We start from the raw sequence: 16,426 nt of genomic DNA on the forward strand, positions 1-16,426 counted from the left end.
CTATTCAGATGCCAGTGTGCCGCTTAAACTTCTTTTCATCAGATTTCCTGTGAGGAGAAATACATGCAACACGTCGTCCTGAACAATGGCCTGCATATGCCCATCATTGGTTACGGTGTCTTCCAGATCGCCGACGCCAATGAATGCCAACGTAGCGTTGTCGACGCGATCGAATCCGGATACCGGCTCATTGATACCGCCGCTTCGTACATGAACGAAGAGGCGGTTGGCAAGGGACTCAGATCGAGCGGAATTGCTCGCGACCAGCTGTTTGTCACCAGCAAGCTGTGGGTCCAGGAGACGGGCTACGAACGCACCCAGCAGGCGATTGAGAAATCCCTGCGCCGGTTGCAGCTCGATTACCTCGACCTGTATCTGATCCACCAGCCGTTTGGTGATGTGCACGGATCGTGGCGCGCAATGGAGGATGCCTATCGGGCCGGCAAGCTGCGTGCCATCGGCGTCAGCAATTTCCATCCCGACCGCCTGATGGACATCAAGGCGTTCAACGACATTGCGCCGGCAGTCAACCAGGTCGAGGTCAATCCGTTCCAGCAGCAACTGGAAGCGGCCCCGTTCATGGCAGAAATCGGCGTACAGGCCGAAGCGTGGGCGCCCTTCGCGGAAGGCCGCAACGGTCTTTTCGAGAACGAAGTGTTGGTGGCCATCGCGGCGCGGCACGGCAAGTCGGTCGGTCAGGTGGTTCTGCGCTGGCTCGTTCAACGCGGCATCGTGGCCCTTGCCAAGACCGTGCGCAAGGAACGCATGGCTGAGAACATCGCCATCTTTGACTTCGAACTCGACGACACCGACATGGCACGCATTGCGACGCTCGACACCAACACGAGCAGCTTCTTCTCGCATCGCGATCCATCTATCGTCAAATGGATGGCCGAGCGCAAGCTCGACATCTGAGGCGCATCGTGAACCCCGCTTGCCCCCGCGCGCCCGGCCGTCATCAGGGTAAGGTGCTGGCCGTCATCGTGGCCAGCTGCCGCATGAGGTCACTCCCGCTTTACGTTGCGCTGGCCGCGATCGCAGTGGGTGCTGACGCGCAGTCCATTGCGACCAGCACGGTTGCGCCGGTGATCGAAGTCAGTTCGTCATCGACCCAGCCCGCCGCCACAGGCGCAGCAGACCACTTCACGGGCGCCGCGCTCATCAGTGCGCCTTTCCAGGCCCTGGCGCCGGGCAAGGCCGGGGGCGCCACGGTACGCTTCGCGCCAGGCGCCAGGACTGCCTGGCACAGTCATCCCTTGGGGCAGACGCTGATCGTCACGGCGGGGGGCGGCCTGGTTCAGCAACAGGGGCAGCCTGCCAGGCTTATCCACGCCGGTGATGTCGTCGTCATCCCCGCCAATGTGCTTCATTGGCATGGTGCGGGTCCCAACGATCCGATGACGCACGTGGCTATCGCGGAGAAGGAGAATGGCGTCTCGGTCATCTGGCAAAGCAAGGTCACTGATGACGATTATCTTGCCGCCTGGAGTCGCACCGGGGTTTCGCCGGCGATCGCCGCCCGGTCTCGCGCCTATCCCGCATCCGAGACCTTGTCGGCCCGGCAGCGCCTCATTCCGGTAATCGCCGCGTTCGCGGCCAGCAGCGATATGCAAAAACTCAACTCCGCATTGGGTCAAGGTCTCGATGCCGGGTTGAGCATCAACGAAACCAAGGAAATCCTGGTGCAGCTCTATGCCTACGCCGGTTTTCCCAGAAGCCTTAATGCGCTCGGCGAACTGCTGAAGGTAGTGGAGTTACGTAAGCAGCGCGGTATCGCCGACACACAGGGGCGTGAACCTGGCCGGGTGCTTGCCACAGGAGCCGAGTTGGTCGCGGTGGGCAAGGCCAATCAGACAGAGATTTCCGGCGGGCCGGTACAAGGTGCCGTGTTCGACTTTGCGCCCACGATCAACCAGTTTCTGCAGGCGCACCTGTTCGGAGACATCTTCGAGCGCGACAACCTCGATTGGCAAAGTCGCGAGCTGGCGACCGTCGGCGCGCTGGCAGCCACGCCAGGAGCCGAGGCGCAGTTGCGCTCGCACATGAGGGCAAGTCTGCGCGTGGGCTTGAGCGCCGCTCAGCTACATCAGCTTTCACGGATTCTCGCCGACCATATCTGCCCTGAAACCGGAGCCCGCGCCAGCGAAGCGCTCTCACAGGCCTTGGCCGCCGCATCGAAAGGTTGAACATGAACATCAATCGCATCCTGATGGCTACCGCGGTCGCCATGACAACATTCGTCGCCGGGTGCGCGACTCAGCCAGATGGTGGCGGTAATGCCGCCCCTGCTGCTCTGGCGATTCAGGCTCAGGGCAGCTTTGCTGTTGGTGGCACGGTATTGCAGATGCCCGGGCGCTACGACAACAATAACCCGACGTCCGCGGGACAGAGTTTCCATGGAGACCACCTCTACGCTTTCTATCAAGTACCTTTGAATCCGCGGCCCCTGCCTATCGTCATGTTGCATGGGGCGTTCCAGTCAGCGCGCAGCTGGGAGAGCACCTCGGACGGCCGCGAGGGCTTCCAGACCCTGTTCCTGCGCCGAGGCTTTCCGGTCTATCTCGTCGACCAGCCGCGCCGCGGGCGCGCCGGAAGCAGCACCGTCGCAGCCTCTGTCGTTCCGGCACCTAACGATCAACTGTTCTTTGACCAGTTCCGAATCGGAAAATGGCCCAAATACTTCGACAATGTGCAGTTCGACCGCAAGCCGGAAACGCTGGACCAGTTCTTCCGTTCTGTCACGCCCAACACCGGCCCTTATGACGCCGGCGTGATTTCGGACGCGATCGTCGCTTTAATGAAGCAGACCGGTCCCGCCATTCTCTTCACGCATTCGCAGGGCGGTGGTCCTGGCTGGCTGACGGCCATCAAGTCGCCCAACGTCAGGGCCGTCGTCGCATTTGAACCCGGCAGCGGCTTCATCTTCCCGCCAGGAGAACTTCCCCCTGCCATGCCCAGTGCGGCCGGGCCACTGGCGCCTGAAGCTGTTTCGGCAGAGGACTTCGACAAGCTGACGCGAATCCCCATAGTCATCTACTACGGCGACAACTTCCCGACGACGCCCACGGCAGAGCGCGGCCAGGATAACTGGCGCGTGCGACTTGCCATGGCCAGGATCTGGGTCGATACCATCAACAGGCACGGCGGCGACGCCCGGTTGGTGCACCTCCCGGAGGCGGGCATCCACGGAAATACGCACTTCATCATGTCCGACCTGAACAACGTACAGATTGCCGGCCTGGTATCTGCCTTCCTCAATCAAAAGAAGCTGGATTGACCCTTTGCGCCCGGGCGCTTCCCGCGTCCAGGTTCCATGAGACCGGAATCAATATGACCCACAACGCCATCGACGTGAAACGCCGCGAGTTCCTCGGGACCTCTGCACTCGCCGTTTCCGCAATCACCCTTGGATTGCCTGCCATGACCCTTTCTCCTCCTGCGACGGCTGCCGACTACCGCAACAATCCCTTTACATTGGTGTACGGTGATGCAATCACTGCCAACGTACCCGGCGCAGTCAACATCCACCCCGTGACCTACCAGCTCAATGGCCTGGACATCGTTGCCAACGTCTACACGCCGGCGAACTTCGACCCATCGAAAAAATATCCTGCGGTAGTCGTCGCGCACCCCAACGGGGGCGTGAAGGAGCAAACGGCCGGCCTGTACGCCCAACGCCTGGCGGAGCAGGGGTATATCGCCATTGCCGCCGATGCCGCCTACCAGGGAGGCAGCGGCGGGCTCCCGCGCTCGGTGGACACGCCCACGAACCGTATCGAGGACATCCACGGGATGGCCGACTTCATCACCTCGTATGCGGGCGTCGATGCCGGACGTCTAGGGCTACTCGGCATCTGCGGTGGCGGCGGCTATTCGCTGGCGGCGGCAACGACGGATAAGCGTTTCAGGGCCGTCGCCACGCTCAGCATGTTCAACTCGGGCCGGGTGCGGCGCAACGGATACGTCGACTCGCAGCTCGCTTCGGTTCAGCAACGTCTGCAGCAAGCCTCGGATGCAAGAGCCCGGCAGCGCGCTGGTGGCAAGATTCTCTACTCGGGAGACGCAGATATGACCGATGCGCAGATTGCGGCGTTGCCGTTCGATCTGTATCGACAGGGATATGAATATTACTGGCGCACCCATGCCCATCCGGGGTCGACATTCAGATACACCACCAGTAGCCTGCTCGACCTGATGCGCTGGGATGCCACGGACCAGATCTCGCTGATCGAGCAGCCGTTGCTCATGATGGCGGGCAGCAAGGCCGATAGCCTTTACATGACGGAGGAGGCCTTTGCGAAAGCCAGCGGCGCCAAGGACAAGGAATTATTCAAGATTGAGGGCGCCACCCACATCGAAACTTACTGGGTTCCCAAGTACGTCGAAACCGCGGTGGCCAAACTAACACCGTTCTACGCCAAGAATCTTTGAGCTTGTTGAGCCACCCTTGGGCGCCAGAATCGGTTGAGCTCCGATCCTGGTTTCTGTGAGATGGATCGGAGATTGATCCGGAGGAGCTGACTGATATTTTGCCTCCACTGACCCGCAAGCCTCATACCAAAAGGTCTGCTTCCGGCCAGAAACTGACATTCTTTGAATTGAACAATGCCCAGTAGGGAAAAGATGCCGCCTCGTGGGGTAGCGGTGGCGGCGGGATCGTCCGGATGTTAGTCACTCCGAGATATCGTCTGCGCTGATCAGCGACAGATTGGGCGTGAATGTTAGACTAGGCTACCTCGCTGCAAAACATCTCGCCACAATACCCTTCGCCCTTCACACTGACGTCGATGGCTGACAACACTCCCAACAGGCTGGTTAATATTTTCTTCTACGGCTTGCACATGGACTCTTCGTCCTTGCGCGCGAAAGGGCTGGAGATCCGTGCACCTCAAGCTGCCAGGGTCAGAGATCATCAGGTCATTGTTCGGGAAAAGGCAATCCTGCTCCGAGCGCCGGGCGAATGGGCCTACGGGATGCTGTTCCAGATGACACATGATGAAATCGATGTGCTCTACTCCCACCAGAAGGGATATCGTGCCGAAGCCTTCATTGTGGAGACCGGTGCGTTTGGGCGCAGCGTGCATCAGACGATTGCCATCAGCATGGTGCATGTGGATCCTCCGATTACGAGCATGATCGATAAGCTGTATGCCGCGAAACTGCAGGATATGCTCAATGCACAGGGACTCCCTATCAACACAAGCCTGTAATCGTGCGGCCTGGGTTTTTATTAGGCGGAGCGGTGAGCAGCTATTTGAGCATATCGTAGTTCCAGTGGAATTCCATGTGCTACTGGCGGACGGCCGCTACCGGCCAGCAGCCGACATCTCAGGAAGAAAAAAAGCGCGCAATTACGGCGGCTGTTCTTCAATGCGTTGAGCAGCAACGCTGGCGGCTTGCTCTCATCGGATCAGTCCTTGTTCAATAACCCACAAATAGCTATGCTGACACGCAGATCCATCTCTGCGCGCTGAAAGGAAATACCATGCCCAAGAAAGAAAAACTCGACGAAGAAACCCTCGCACTCATCAACTGGTGCATCGAGGTGGAAGGCTTCTTGGTCGCCGGCGGCGCGACTGTAAAACAGGCGCAAGATCATATCGAAGAAGAGGTCGAATACTTTACCGATCTGTTTTATGACGGTCTCGCACCTGAAGAGGCGGCCAAAGAAGCGCTGGCCTAGGGCATGGATGGCTACGCCTACTTCGCAGCATATGCCAGCGTCGGCAGATACTGATGCTGCGCCTCAGTCAGCCGGCGGTCGTTGTCGGGCAGATGCAGACCTTCAATGGGGTGTCCCTGAATCAGGCAGGCGAAGCCGGATGAATGTTTTTCCGTATTTCAGTTAAGGCCGCCATTTGCTTGCCATCCACTCGTCAACATCCAGTCGTTCGCTCCGAATCACTAGAGAAGGGCCAGACCATTTTCAGATCGCTCTATCAGATATTCCTGTGTCGGCCACATCTGTCGTTTGGACAGAGACAGGGGATCTCGCATCGCTGGTTGGTTTCTTTGCAACGCTTGCTGAGCAGCAGCGTCCCTGGCAGGGGGCGTTGACATGGGCGTCGCTTGAAAGAGATTTCAAGCTTGCGGTGACATGCAGCGCATTGGGGACAATTATCTTCAGTGTGGACTTGCGGGGAGGGCAAGGGGCGCCGGAGGAGTGGCAGATCACTGCCGGAATTGAATCTGAGTTAGGGCAGCTTGCGCGATTTGCGGAGGATGCCGCAGCACTTCTGCTTGATTAGGTATTACTGCTCAGATCAGTGCAAAGCAAAGTCCGCTACCGGCCGATTTGGCCGATCTGCTCGGAATTTCGCCTGTGGTATATTCGCCCGCTTCCCGCCAGCTCGGGCCTGCAATTCCACCTATCAATTTTCCCGCGCCGCAATGTCATCGCTTAAGTACCTGAGCGCCTATTCCGAACAGACGCGCGAGCAAGTGTCGCAGCTTGTCGCGCAGGATCGCTTGCGCGATGTGCTGCTCACGCGCTATCCCAAGGCGCATGAGCTGCGCACCGACCGCGCTTTGTATCAGTACATCCAGGAGCTCAAGAGCGAATTCCTACGTAACGCGGAGCCGATCAACAAGATCGGGTATGACAGCAAGATTCACGTGATTCAACACGCGCTTGGCTTGCATACTTCGATTTCGCGTATTCAAGGCGGGAAGCTGAAGGCCAAACATGAAATTCGTATCGCCACCTTGTTCAAAGACGTGCCGCTTGAATTTTTGCGGATGATCGCAGTCCACGAACTCGCGCATATAAAAGAAAAGCAACACGACAAAGCCTTCTACAAGCTTTGTTCTTATATCGAGCCGAACTACCACCAATATGAATTTGATCTGCGTCTCTACCTGACGGAACTTGATATGTCCGGACGGCGCATCTGGGGCGTAGAGAAATAGGGGCGTAAAACGCCGGCCGGTTAGCTGCTGATATCAGGGCGGGCAGGTGCGGCGTCAAGCGCCATCAGTTATACGCCGCGCCACCATGCGGCAATGTGATCCCAGAAACCTTCGCGCGGCGGTTCGAACAGATAGGGCTTCTGCGCGCGGATCCGTCCCAGTATTTCCTGCTCGTCCTTTTCCTTGACGCTGCCGTAGGCCCGGCCCAGCCTGAGCAAGCTGCGCAGCGCGCCCAGCTTTTCGCGCGCGACATCATTGCGCGAGTGCTCGATGGCGATATTGATTTCGCGCAGTTCCTGCGTCAGTGCATGCGCGAGCTGCGAGGCCGGGGTCTTCAGTTTTTCCTGGACGATGGCGATGCTGACCGCGGCTGACTTGATCTGAGCGGCCAGAATGTCGATCTGCGTTTCGTCGCCCTTGGCTTGTTTGATGATGGCGGTGGCCCAGGCTTTTGATGCCGCGACCAGATCATCCGTATTCCAGTCGTGGCGCACCGCGATGTGAAAGCCGTAGTCCGAGGCCTGTTCGATCATGATCGCCACCACATCGGGAAAGTCCTTGTCCATTGCGCGCCTGGCCCAGGCGTACTGGCCGGAGAGCATCAGGTGCTGCACGGCGTCTTCCGTCAGGAAGTTGGTATTTTCCGACACCTTGGCCAGCAGGAAGCTTTCAAACGACGGTGAGACAAAGCCTGAGTCGACCTTGGTCGAGAGCCGCACGAAGTTCTTGTAGTCGCGCTCAAGGGATTCGAAAACCTCGTCCTTGAGATTGAGTTTGATCTGTTTCATTGCTGTTCCCCGAGCTTGTACGATGTTGTTGTGCCGGCATGATGTATTCGCCGATGATGTCATTTCGTCATGTTGACCGGCGACAGCGGGCGCGAACCTCTGTTATCGGCTCGCCACAGGGTGAACTTTATCCCGAGAAATGTTTTTTCGCCTGAAGCCGGCGCGCGGCATGTTTCCAGGTGACCGCGCAGCCGCCGCAGATTCGCATCAATTGTTCCAAGCGCTGTACAACAAGGCGGCCCCGGAAATCAGCAGAAGCAAGTCAATCAATATGCCGAACATCGCGGGCGGTAATTTCAGCACCAGCGATTTACTGCCGGCTGTGCCCACCATGATCCCGGCGCCGACCAGCAGGCCTTGCAGTGCAGTTTGCATGGACAGGGCATCCTGCGCGGCGAAGGTGCCGACTTTGCTGACATAGAGCAGGAGCGCGCTGGCGGCTTCGGTGCCGAGAAAAGCGCCGCCGCTCAGGCCATATGCCGTGAATACCGGCACGCTCAGGGGGCCGGTCGAGAGCACCAGTCCTGTCATGAAGCCGATGGCGCCGCCGCACAGGATCAGTTGCGGCAAAGACAGCTGCCATCGCGCAGCGCGCAGACGGCGCCGCAGCGGCACCATGCACCAGAAAAACAGACCGAGCGCGGCATCGATGCTCCAGGCCGGCAGCGCCAGCAAGGTGTGGGCGCCGAGCGCAGCAGCCGGCATGCCTGCCAGCGCATAGGCCATCGCCGCGCGCCAATCGATATCGCGCCACCAGGCTGCCATACGCGAAAGATTACCGATGATCGCGGCCATGGCCATGATGGGCATGGCGGCCTTGGGGCCGTAGGACTGTACCAGTACCGGCAGCAGCAACAGCGAGGAGCCGGTGCCGACGATGCCGCTGAGCACCCCGGCCGCCAGCGCGATGGAAAAAACATAGAAGTAAGTCGCCACGGTATCTGCGCTTTGCTGTGTGTAAGAGGCGAAAGCGTCAGCTTATTCTGTTCTTCTGGGTCATACTATCGATGAATAATTGATCCATCCGATACTAAAACTCATAGATGAAGAAGCGACATTTGCCGCCCCTGAATGCCTTGCGCATCTTTGAAACCGCTGCGCGCGCCAGCAGCCTGAGCGCTGCGGCTGAAGAGCTTGGCATCACACATAGCGCCGTCAGCCGGCAAATCAGTCTGCTGGAGGATTGGTTGGGCCAGCCCTTGTTCCGGCGGCAAGGCCAGCGCAGCGTTGCGACGGAGCATGCACGCGCGTTTGCAGCGGAAATCAGCAGCGCTTTCGATCTGCTCGGCGATGCGGCGGTGCGCTTCGGCAAGACGCCCAGCACGCGCGTCGTCAAGGTCAATAGCCAGACCACATTCGCGATGCACTGGCTGATTCCGCGCTTGCCCGCATTCCATGAGCGCTATCCCGATATCGAGGTGTCGGTGACGACCTCCAATAGCGCAGAAACCAAAGGCCTGGTCGGTTTCGACGTGCTGATTCGCAGGGACGCATTGGATCGGCCCGAATGGCGCTATTTCGAACGGCGCCCTCTGTTCGAGGAACAACTGAGCCTGATCGCCGCGCCGGCACTGCTGAAACGCAATCCTCTGGAGCAGCTTGAAGACCTGGGCAGGCAGGTCTGCGTCTCTTCGCACACGCGGGTGGGCGAGTGGGAGCGCTGGCTGCAGGCGGCAGGGGTGGCGGAGTTGCGGCCACGGCGCTTTCAGCGCTTCGACCACTATCACGTGAGCCTGCAGGCGATCGTCGATGGCCTGGGCGTGGGAGTCGGCGGGTTGCCGACCTTGGCGCATGATGTGCAGCTGGGGCGTCTGGTCTTGCCGTTTGCCGTCACCGCCAAAGGCAGCAGCTATTCGGCATGGGTGCCGCCCGACGCCGACAAGTCGCTGCCGCTCAGGGAGTTTCTGGACTGGCTTGAGCGGGCTGCAGGAGGCTGAATCGCCGGAATTCTGCTTCGGCGAATGACTTATTCTTCCGAAATCAGACTGTAGCGATCTACCTGCTTGGCTCTGATCCACGGCGTGACGAGCTTGTCAAACTCCAGGAAATGCGGGGCCCGCAGATGAAGGTCGAAGGCATTGCTGTCGGTATAGCGCTCGTACAGAAAAATCACTTCGCCTTCTTTGGCTTCGCACACATCGAAGGTCAGGCAGCCGTCTTCTTCGGCCAGCGAGGTCGAGGCGTTCTTCAGCATCGCAGCGCGAAAGGAATTGATGTGCTCGGGTTTGATGGTGAATGTCACTGCAATGATGAGCATGTTCGGTCCGTTCAGAATGATGTGGGGAATGCGTTCCCGCCGAGGGAACGCATGTGAGGCAGAAGATTGTTTGCTTGCTTATTTGAGCGTGGCGAATGCCTGCGGCAGGGCTGCGATCACTGCCTCGGTCATTGCCTTGGTGCCGGCGCTGCCGCCATATTCCATCGGACGTACCGCTCCATCGCCGAGCACCGTCTCCAGCGCCGATTCGATCAGGCGCGCGCGCTGTTCCAGTTCCGGCTGATCGTGGCGATCGGCCAGCCAGTCCAGCATCATTGCGCCCGAAAGGAACATGGCGCCGGGATTGGCCTTGTCCTGGCCGGCGATGTCGGGGGCGGTGCCGTGTGCCGGCTGGAACAGACCGTGGTCGTCGCCGACGTCGGCCGAGGGCGCCATGCCCATGCCGCCGATCAGGCCGGCCGCCAGATCGGAGAGGATGTCGCCGAACATGTTTTCAGTGACCATCACATCCAGCGCCCATGGCTTCTTGATCATGGTCAGCGCCATCGCATCCACATAGGCGTGATCGAACGAAATGCCTGAAAAGTCCTTGGCCGCATCATTGAACACCTCGCGGAAGAAGGCCATCGAGGTGAACACATTGGCCTTGTCCACGCAGGTGACGTTGGCCTGGCCGCGCCGGCGCTTGCGCTGTTCTGCCAGTTTGAATGCAAAGCGGCTGACGCGATCGGTGCCGCGGCGGGTGATTTGCATGGTGTCATAGGACTCGCCGGCTTCATTTACCGATCCCTTGCCGCGTGCGTAAAACAGGCCCTCGGTCTGCTCGCGCACCAGCACAAAGTCGATGTTCTCGGCGCGACTATCGGTCAGCACTTTCGGCAAACCGGCGAACCAGCGGATAGGACGTACGCCGGCATACAGATCCAGCGCCATGCGCAGGTCCAGCTGCGGAATCGGCTCGGTGCCGTCCGGATAGCGCACGTTGGGCCACCCCATGGCGCCGAACAGCACCGCGTGTGCGGCGCGTGCCGCATCGAGCGTGCGCTCCGGCAGCGCTTCGCCATGCTTGGCATAGTGTTGCGCGCCGGCATCGTAGCGTGTCATTTTCAGCTGCGGGCCGTGGTCGATTTTCTGGGCGGCATCGAGCAGCGCAACGCAGGCTTGCATGACTTCTACGCCAATGCCATCGCCTGGCAACACGGCAATCTCGTAAATCGATGGGGTGGTCTGTGACATATTCCTACCTAAGTGGATGCGCATGATCGCTCATGCGGAAAAGCTAGAGCCGACTGAGCCCTAGCCGCTTGAGAAGACTGAGCAGCTCGGTGCCTGCCCGTTTGCGATGTGCGCGTTGCGCGCTGCCCGCCAGGGCGGCATCGCCTGCGCGGATGGCGGCGACGAGTTCAATGTGTTCACGCGTCGAATGGATGGGCTTGGGCCGCATGCGCAAGGTCACCATCCGCGCCCGGTGCGCACGATCCCAGAAATTCAGCACCACGCCGCGCAGATATTCGTTGCCGCACAGCATCAGCAAGTGCGTGTGGAACTGTTCATCGGCGACCGCCCATGCATCCAGATCGTCGACCTTGAGCGCCTGATCCATCGCCTCGGTGGCTTCGATCAGCGGCTTGAGCGCTTCATCGTCCAGCCCGCGTTCGGCCACCAGCTCGGCCGCCGTCGATTCCAATGAGGTCAGGATCTGATAGATCTGCTCCATGTCCTCGGGGGAAATCGGCAGCACCTGCATGCCATGGCGCGGCGTAACCTTGATCAGACCTTCCTGCTGCAACTTCATCAGCGCTTCGCGCACCGGCGTGCGGCTCATGCTTAATTCGGTCGCGACGTCGCCTTCGGTGGCCTGAAAACCGGCCGGCCAGACGTTATCCAATATCTTCTTGCGCATCGTCGTGTAAGCCGCATCAGCCATGCGACCGGACGGCACTTCCGGCGCATGCGGCTCGACCGGCTTTGACTGCAAAGAATCGCTAGCGCCCATTTCTCACCATTCCCTAAAAAAACAAACAGGCGTCAATTGTGCATCACCTAAAAAATTAGTTAGCGAATACATTAACGTATACGTTACCATGACTAAAATTATTTTTCATCGAAAAGATATTCATCCATAAGGAGACAAATTCATGAGTACTGATGAAATCGGGGCATCGACGGTCAAGCGCGTGACGACGATCCTCATCCCGTTTTTGATGATCTGCTATCTGGTGTCCTTCATTGACCGCGTCAACGTCGGCTTCGCCGCGTTCCAGATGAACAAGGACGTCGGCTTGACGCCAGCCGTGTTCGGACTCGGCGGCGGTCTGTTTTTCGTGAGCTATTTCCTGTTTGAAGTGCCGAGCAATCTGGCGATGAAGAAATTCGGCGCCCGCAGGTGGATCGCCCGCATCATGCTGAGCTGGGGTGTCATCTCCGCCTGCACGGCGCTGGTCAGCGGGCCAAACTCTTTCTATGTCGTGCGGTTTTTGCTGGGAGCGGCTGAGGCCGGCTTCTTCCCCGGCGTGATTTTGTATCTGACGCAGTGGTTTCCCGCAGCCACGCGCGGCCGTATCGTCAGTCTGTTTTATGTGGCGGTGCCCTTGTCCAGTTTCGTCGGCTCACCAATCTCGGCTGCCTTGCTGGAGCTGGATGGCATGGGCGGGCTGCACGGTTGGCAATGGCTATTCCTGATTGAGGCGGCACCCGCGATTCTGCTGGCGATCTTCACCTATTTCTGGCTACCCGATTCACCGAGCGACGCCAAATGGCTAAACACCGACCAGAAGCAATGGCTCAACCTGACGCTGGAAGCGGAGCGCAAGAAAAGCGAGGCCGATGCGCCGGTACATGACAACAGCACTTGGCGCATCGTGCTTCATCCACAGGTGCTGCTGTTGTCGCTGGTGTATGCCGGCACTTCCGCCGCCAGCAACGGCCTGTCGCTGTGGCAGCCGCAGATTCTCAAGAGCTTCGGGCTGAGCAATATTCAGACCGGATGGCTGAATGCATTGCCGTTCGCCATCGCCTCGGTCACGATGATCTGGTGGGGTGGCGTCTCCGACAAGCGCCGCGAACGGGTGTGGAGCACCGCTTTGCCTTTGCTGTTGTCGGCCTGCGCGCTGGGAGCCGGCATGATGACAAGGCAGCTGCTGCCGGCCATGCTATTCATGATTCTGACACTGGTCGGTACCTATGCATTCAAGGGGCCGTTCTGGGCGCTCTCGACCGAGCGTCTGGGGCCGCGCGCGGCAGCGGCGGGATTGGCGCAGATCAATGCGGTAGGTAATCTGGCCGGGTTTGCCGGCACTTATCTGATCGGTGTGATCCGCGAACAGACCGGCAGCTTCGCTCTGGCACTGACGCCTATTCTTGCGCTGCAGGTCATCGGCTTCATTCTGCTTATCGCCTCACGTCGCAACCCGCCTGTGACCAGGTATCCGGTGCAGGAACCCGGGCTCTGAAACCGGTCTGATCATCGCAATGCCGCCGGAGATACCGGCGGCATTTTCAATTGCCCGGAAAATTTCTGATAACAGCGCAGAGGCTGAAGCAGAAAGCGTTTCAAGCGCGCGGCGCATTACCAGAAATCGTCTGGACATCATCTCGCACAAGGCCGCGATCCGTTTTGCATGCGTCGCGGTTGCGTGACCAGCCACGTGTTTATTGCCGGCCGTCAGCAGGTTTCTGCGCGGCGCGGCATAATGCCCGGCACCAGCCACCATTGACCGACCGCAGTCTTGCCTGTTTCATGGCACATTCCAGAGCGGCGAGTCAGGCAGCCATTTCTCATTCCGACGCCATGTCCTCATCCCACACATCCAATCGTCCCCTCGTCGTTGCCGCCGTCATGGGCTCAATGGCGATGGTTGCGCTCGAAGCCACCATCGTCGCCACGGCCATGCCGCAGATCGTCACGCAGCTCGGCGGCCTGCATTTGTATAGCTGGGTATTTTCTTCCTTCCTGCTGGCCCAGACTGCAATGACCGTGGTGTTCGGAAAACTGTCCGATCTCTACGGCCGCAAGCCGGTGATGCTGGCAGGTATCGCGATCTTTCTGATCGGTTCGGTGCTGGCCGGTTTCGCCTGGTCGATGCCGGCCATGATCGTGTTCCGCCTGATTCAGGGCGTCGGCGCCGGCGCCATCCAGCCGGTCAACATGACCATCATCGCCGATCTGTTTCCGGCGCGCGAACGCGGCAAGGTTCAGGGTTATCTCGCCAGCGTCTGGGCGATTTCCGCGGTGCTGGGCCCGCTGGTCGGCAGTCTGATCATTCAGGACATGTCGTGGGCCTGGATCTTCTGGCTCAACGTGCCGATCGGCCTGGCCGCTGCTGCCGGCTTCGTGATGTTCCTGCGCGAAAACGAGCAGCGGGAAAAACCCTCGCTCGATATCCCGGGCGCAGTACTGTTCACCGCCGCCATCGGCGCGCTGATGCTGGCCTTGACCGATATCGGTTCATCCAACACCGATCATGCATTGATCGAATTCATCGTCTTCTGTATCTGTACCGTGCTGTTCGTATGGCAGGAAAGGCGTGCGGCCGATCCGATGATTTCATTCAGCATCTGGGGCCATCGCCCGATTGCGGCCTCGAATTGCGCAACCCTATTCGTCGGCATGGCGATGATGGGTTTGACTACTTTCCTGCCGGTGTATGTACAGGGCGTACTGCATCGCACGCCGGTGGTGGCCGGGCTGGCGCTGACCATGATGATGCTCGGCTGGCCGATTGGCGCCACGGCCACGGCCAAATCCTTCCATCGTTTCGGCCTGCGTCAGCTGATGCTGGTCGGCGGCGCCGTGATCCCGTGCGGGGCAGTGTTTTTCGTGATGCTCACGCCCGAGAGTTCGCCTCTGCTTGCCGGTATCGGTTCGTTGATCATGGGCCTTGGCATGGGTATTTCCAGCGTCACCTGTCTGGTGCTGATCCAGGAAATCGCGGCGCCCGCCCAGCGCGGCGCGGCGACTGCCTCCAATCTGTTCTCACGCAATCTCGGCAATACGCTGGGCGCGACCCTGTTCGGCGCCGTGCTCAACTACGGACTGGCGCACTCCTCGAGCACCGTGACGATTACCGCCGACCAGATCAAGGGCCTGCTCGATGCGCAGGCTACCGGCGTCATGCAAAACAGTGTGGTGCAGATGGCCTTGCACGATTCACTGCACATCACCTTCATCGTGATGTTCCTGCTCGCGGTGGCAATTCTGCTGGCGGCGATGATGGTGCCGCCGATTTTCATCAAGCGCGCGGTGCAGGTTTCGCCGCATGAAAGTCTTTAAGGCGCTGCTCGTTTTTTTATTGCAGGTCTTTGCTCAGGCACGAGCTCGATGCCTCGGAATAGGGGCAAGCCCGTATTAAAGTGAGGGGCGGATATTTGCTGTCGGCGACTATCCCCTGTGTGAAAGAGCCCGCTTCGTACGTAATGCCGTTCAGTTAAGAGCTGAGCGGCATTTTTTTATTTTTCGATTCAGATCCATTCGTCCGGAGTAGCTGCAAAGCAGCGTGTCAGAGGGCAAGCAAGCGTTGTGAACGTAGCCGGCGGGCTTCGGACCTACTCAGCCCCAACGGCTTGCTTGGGAACGCTACTTGGCTGAACGGCATTGCCGCTTCATGCGGGCTTGTTTACCTTGCCGGAAAGCTGCGGTTGCCCACCGGACGGATAGGGGCGACTTTTCTTCATCGCGTCTTGCAAGTATTCCCCGAGCACCGGCCGCTTGTTGTGCGGCCGGATAGCTCTCGCTCCCAAATGGGGCGTATCACGCACAAGTCGTGCGCTTTCTACCCGCATCGCAATTTTTTCGGCCCATTTGGGCCTTTAAACCTGCCTGGAATCTGTGGCATGCAATTTGCTTTTCATTTGTAAATAGACTTTTTAATAGGAAAGTTACTTTCATGAGCGGGAAGAAATTCAACAAATGAGCACGGAAAACAATAATCCGACCGATCTGGTGGCGGCATCAATTCAACTCGGTGTACGGCTCCGGCATGCGCGGCACCTGCGAAATCTGACGCTGAAGTATTGCGCCGATGCGGCAGGTTGTTCGGAAGGGCAGTTGTCCAAGGTGGAAAGAGGCGTGGCAGATCCTTCGCTGGCGCTGCTGCATCGTCTTGCTCACCTCTATGAAAGCAATGTTTCCGAGTTGTTGGGCAAAGCCGAGGTCGCCAATTCTCCGGTGCTGTTCAGCGGTAATCGCTACGTGTCCACCTTCGGAGCGGCCGGCGGGATCAGTCTGGAGCGGCTGGATCATGCCGCGCCCGGCTCTTTGCTGCAGGCTCACATCCACATCATCCCCGTGGGCGCCAAGAGCGACGGTCTGATTGAGCACGTCGGCGAAGAAGTCGGATACATCCTCGAGGGCGCGGTGAAATTGACCATAGGCGGCGAGCAATACGAGCTGAAAGAGGGCGATGGATTTCACTTCATGAGCCAGGTGCCGCACGGCTACGAAAACATCGGCGACGTGGTGGCCCGGATCTATTGGGTGAACACGCCCGCCACATTCTGACTGCACTCCCAA

Annotated in this window: 17 protein-coding genes; 12 read left to right on the forward strand and 5 right to left on the reverse strand. The window is 59.2% G+C overall.

The window, feature by feature from the left end; all coding sequences use genetic code 11:
- Nucleotides 1-63 precede the first annotated feature (63 nt).
- The 8 genes from PQR62_RS20475 to PQR62_RS20510 all read left to right on the forward strand — a co-directional run bounded on the left by PQR62_RS20475 (nucleotide 64) and on the right by PQR62_RS20510 (nucleotide 6,909).
- A complete protein-coding gene (locus tag PQR62_RS20475) occupies nucleotides 64-915 on the forward strand; it encodes an aldo/keto reductase (RefSeq protein WP_408159876.1) in 852 nt (283 codons plus the stop codon).
- An 83-nt stretch (nucleotides 916-998) separates the two neighbouring features.
- On the forward strand, nucleotides 999-2,186 hold the full coding sequence (locus PQR62_RS20480; protein ID WP_408159965.1) for a (R)-mandelonitrile lyase: 1,188 nt from the start codon (nucleotides 999-1,001) through the stop codon (nucleotides 2,184-2,186).
- A 2-nt stretch (nucleotides 2,187-2,188) separates the two neighbouring features.
- Nucleotides 2,189-3,277 carry an alpha/beta hydrolase gene (locus tag PQR62_RS20485; protein WP_408159877.1) on the forward strand — a complete coding sequence of 363 codons (1,089 nt, stop codon included), beginning with the start codon at nucleotides 2,189-2,191 and terminating at the stop codon, nucleotides 3,275-3,277.
- A 53-nt stretch (nucleotides 3,278-3,330) separates the two neighbouring features.
- The gene (locus PQR62_RS20490; protein ID WP_408159878.1) at nucleotides 3,331-4,431 is read left to right on the forward strand and encodes an alpha/beta hydrolase; all 1,101 of its coding nucleotides are present in this window, start codon (nucleotides 3,331-3,333) and stop codon (nucleotides 4,429-4,431) included.
- A gap of 356 nt (nucleotides 4,432-4,787) precedes the next feature.
- Nucleotides 4,788-5,210: a hypothetical protein gene (locus PQR62_RS20495; RefSeq protein WP_408159879.1), complete on the forward strand. Its 423-nt coding sequence runs from the start codon at nucleotides 4,788-4,790 to the stop codon at nucleotides 5,208-5,210.
- A gap of 275 nt (nucleotides 5,211-5,485) precedes the next feature.
- Nucleotides 5,486-5,683 (forward strand): hypothetical protein, encoded by a 198-nt coding sequence (locus PQR62_RS20500; RefSeq protein WP_408159880.1) that lies wholly within the window; start codon nucleotides 5,486-5,488, stop codon nucleotides 5,681-5,683.
- Nucleotides 5,684-5,858: 175 nt separating this feature from the next.
- Nucleotides 5,859-6,248 carry a DUF6228 family protein gene (locus PQR62_RS20505; RefSeq protein WP_408159881.1) on the forward strand — a complete coding sequence of 130 codons (390 nt, stop codon included), beginning with the start codon at nucleotides 5,859-5,861 and terminating at the stop codon, nucleotides 6,246-6,248.
- A gap of 142 nt (nucleotides 6,249-6,390) precedes the next feature.
- Nucleotides 6,391-6,909 carry a YgjP-like metallopeptidase domain-containing protein gene (locus PQR62_RS20510; RefSeq protein WP_408159882.1) on the forward strand — a complete coding sequence of 173 codons (519 nt, stop codon included), beginning with the start codon at nucleotides 6,391-6,393 and terminating at the stop codon, nucleotides 6,907-6,909.
- Nucleotides 6,910-6,977: 68 nt separating this feature from the next.
- Here the strand turns inward: PQR62_RS20510 and PQR62_RS20515 are convergent, their stop codons facing one another.
- Entirely contained in the window at nucleotides 6,978-7,697 is a 720-nt protein-coding gene (locus PQR62_RS20515; protein ID WP_408159884.1) for a DUF4088 family protein, read from the reverse strand.
- Between the two features lie 207 nt (nucleotides 7,698-7,904).
- Nucleotides 7,905-8,633, reverse strand: a complete 729-nt coding sequence (locus PQR62_RS20520; protein WP_408159885.1) for a TSUP family transporter — start codon at nucleotides 8,631-8,633, stop codon at nucleotides 7,905-7,907.
- 107 nt (nucleotides 8,634-8,740) lie between these two features.
- Here PQR62_RS20520 and PQR62_RS20525 point away from each other — a divergent pair, with 107 nt between their 5' ends.
- Complete coding sequence (locus PQR62_RS20525; RefSeq protein WP_408159886.1) at nucleotides 8,741-9,634, forward strand: LysR substrate-binding domain-containing protein; 894 nt, start codon at nucleotides 8,741-8,743, stop codon at nucleotides 9,632-9,634.
- A 29-nt stretch (nucleotides 9,635-9,663) separates the two neighbouring features.
- Here PQR62_RS20525 and PQR62_RS20530 read toward each other — a convergent pair whose 3' ends face one another.
- The 3 genes from PQR62_RS20530 to PQR62_RS20540 all read right to left on the reverse strand — a co-directional run bounded on the left by PQR62_RS20530 (nucleotide 9,664) and on the right by PQR62_RS20540 (nucleotide 11,911).
- Nucleotides 9,664-9,954, reverse strand: coding sequence for a putative quinol monooxygenase (locus PQR62_RS20530; RefSeq protein WP_408159887.1), 291 nt, complete (start codon nucleotides 9,952-9,954; stop codon nucleotides 9,664-9,666).
- A gap of 78 nt (nucleotides 9,955-10,032) precedes the next feature.
- Nucleotides 10,033-11,151: an isocitrate/isopropylmalate dehydrogenase family protein gene (locus PQR62_RS20535; RefSeq protein ID WP_408159888.1), complete on the reverse strand. Its 1,119-nt coding sequence runs from the start codon at nucleotides 11,149-11,151 to the stop codon at nucleotides 10,033-10,035.
- A 43-nt stretch (nucleotides 11,152-11,194) separates the two neighbouring features.
- Entirely contained in the window at nucleotides 11,195-11,911 is a 717-nt protein-coding gene (locus PQR62_RS20540) for a GntR family transcriptional regulator (RefSeq protein ID WP_408159889.1), read from the reverse strand.
- Nucleotides 11,912-12,053: 142 nt separating this feature from the next.
- On the opposite strand from PQR62_RS20540, the gene PQR62_RS20545 reads away from it, so the two are divergent.
- From PQR62_RS20545 to PQR62_RS20555, 3 genes are all read left to right on the forward strand, one after another.
- Nucleotides 12,054-13,367 carry an MFS transporter gene (locus PQR62_RS20545; protein WP_408159890.1) on the forward strand — a complete coding sequence of 438 codons (1,314 nt, stop codon included), beginning with the start codon at nucleotides 12,054-12,056 and terminating at the stop codon, nucleotides 13,365-13,367.
- Between the two features lie 338 nt (nucleotides 13,368-13,705).
- The gene (locus tag PQR62_RS20550; protein WP_408159891.1) at nucleotides 13,706-15,187 is read left to right on the forward strand and encodes an MDR family MFS transporter; all 1,482 of its coding nucleotides are present in this window, start codon (nucleotides 13,706-13,708) and stop codon (nucleotides 15,185-15,187) included.
- Nucleotides 15,188-15,823: 636 nt separating this feature from the next.
- The gene (locus PQR62_RS20555) at nucleotides 15,824-16,414 is read left to right on the forward strand and encodes a cupin domain-containing protein (protein ID WP_408159892.1); all 591 of its coding nucleotides are present in this window, start codon (nucleotides 15,824-15,826) and stop codon (nucleotides 16,412-16,414) included.
- The last annotated feature ends 12 nt before the right edge of the window (nucleotides 16,415-16,426 follow it).

The organism is Herbaspirillum lusitanum, from assembly GCF_046025995.1.
Taxonomy (GTDB): Bacteria; Pseudomonadota; Gammaproteobacteria; order Burkholderiales; family Burkholderiaceae_D; genus Herbaspirillum; species Herbaspirillum lusitanum_A.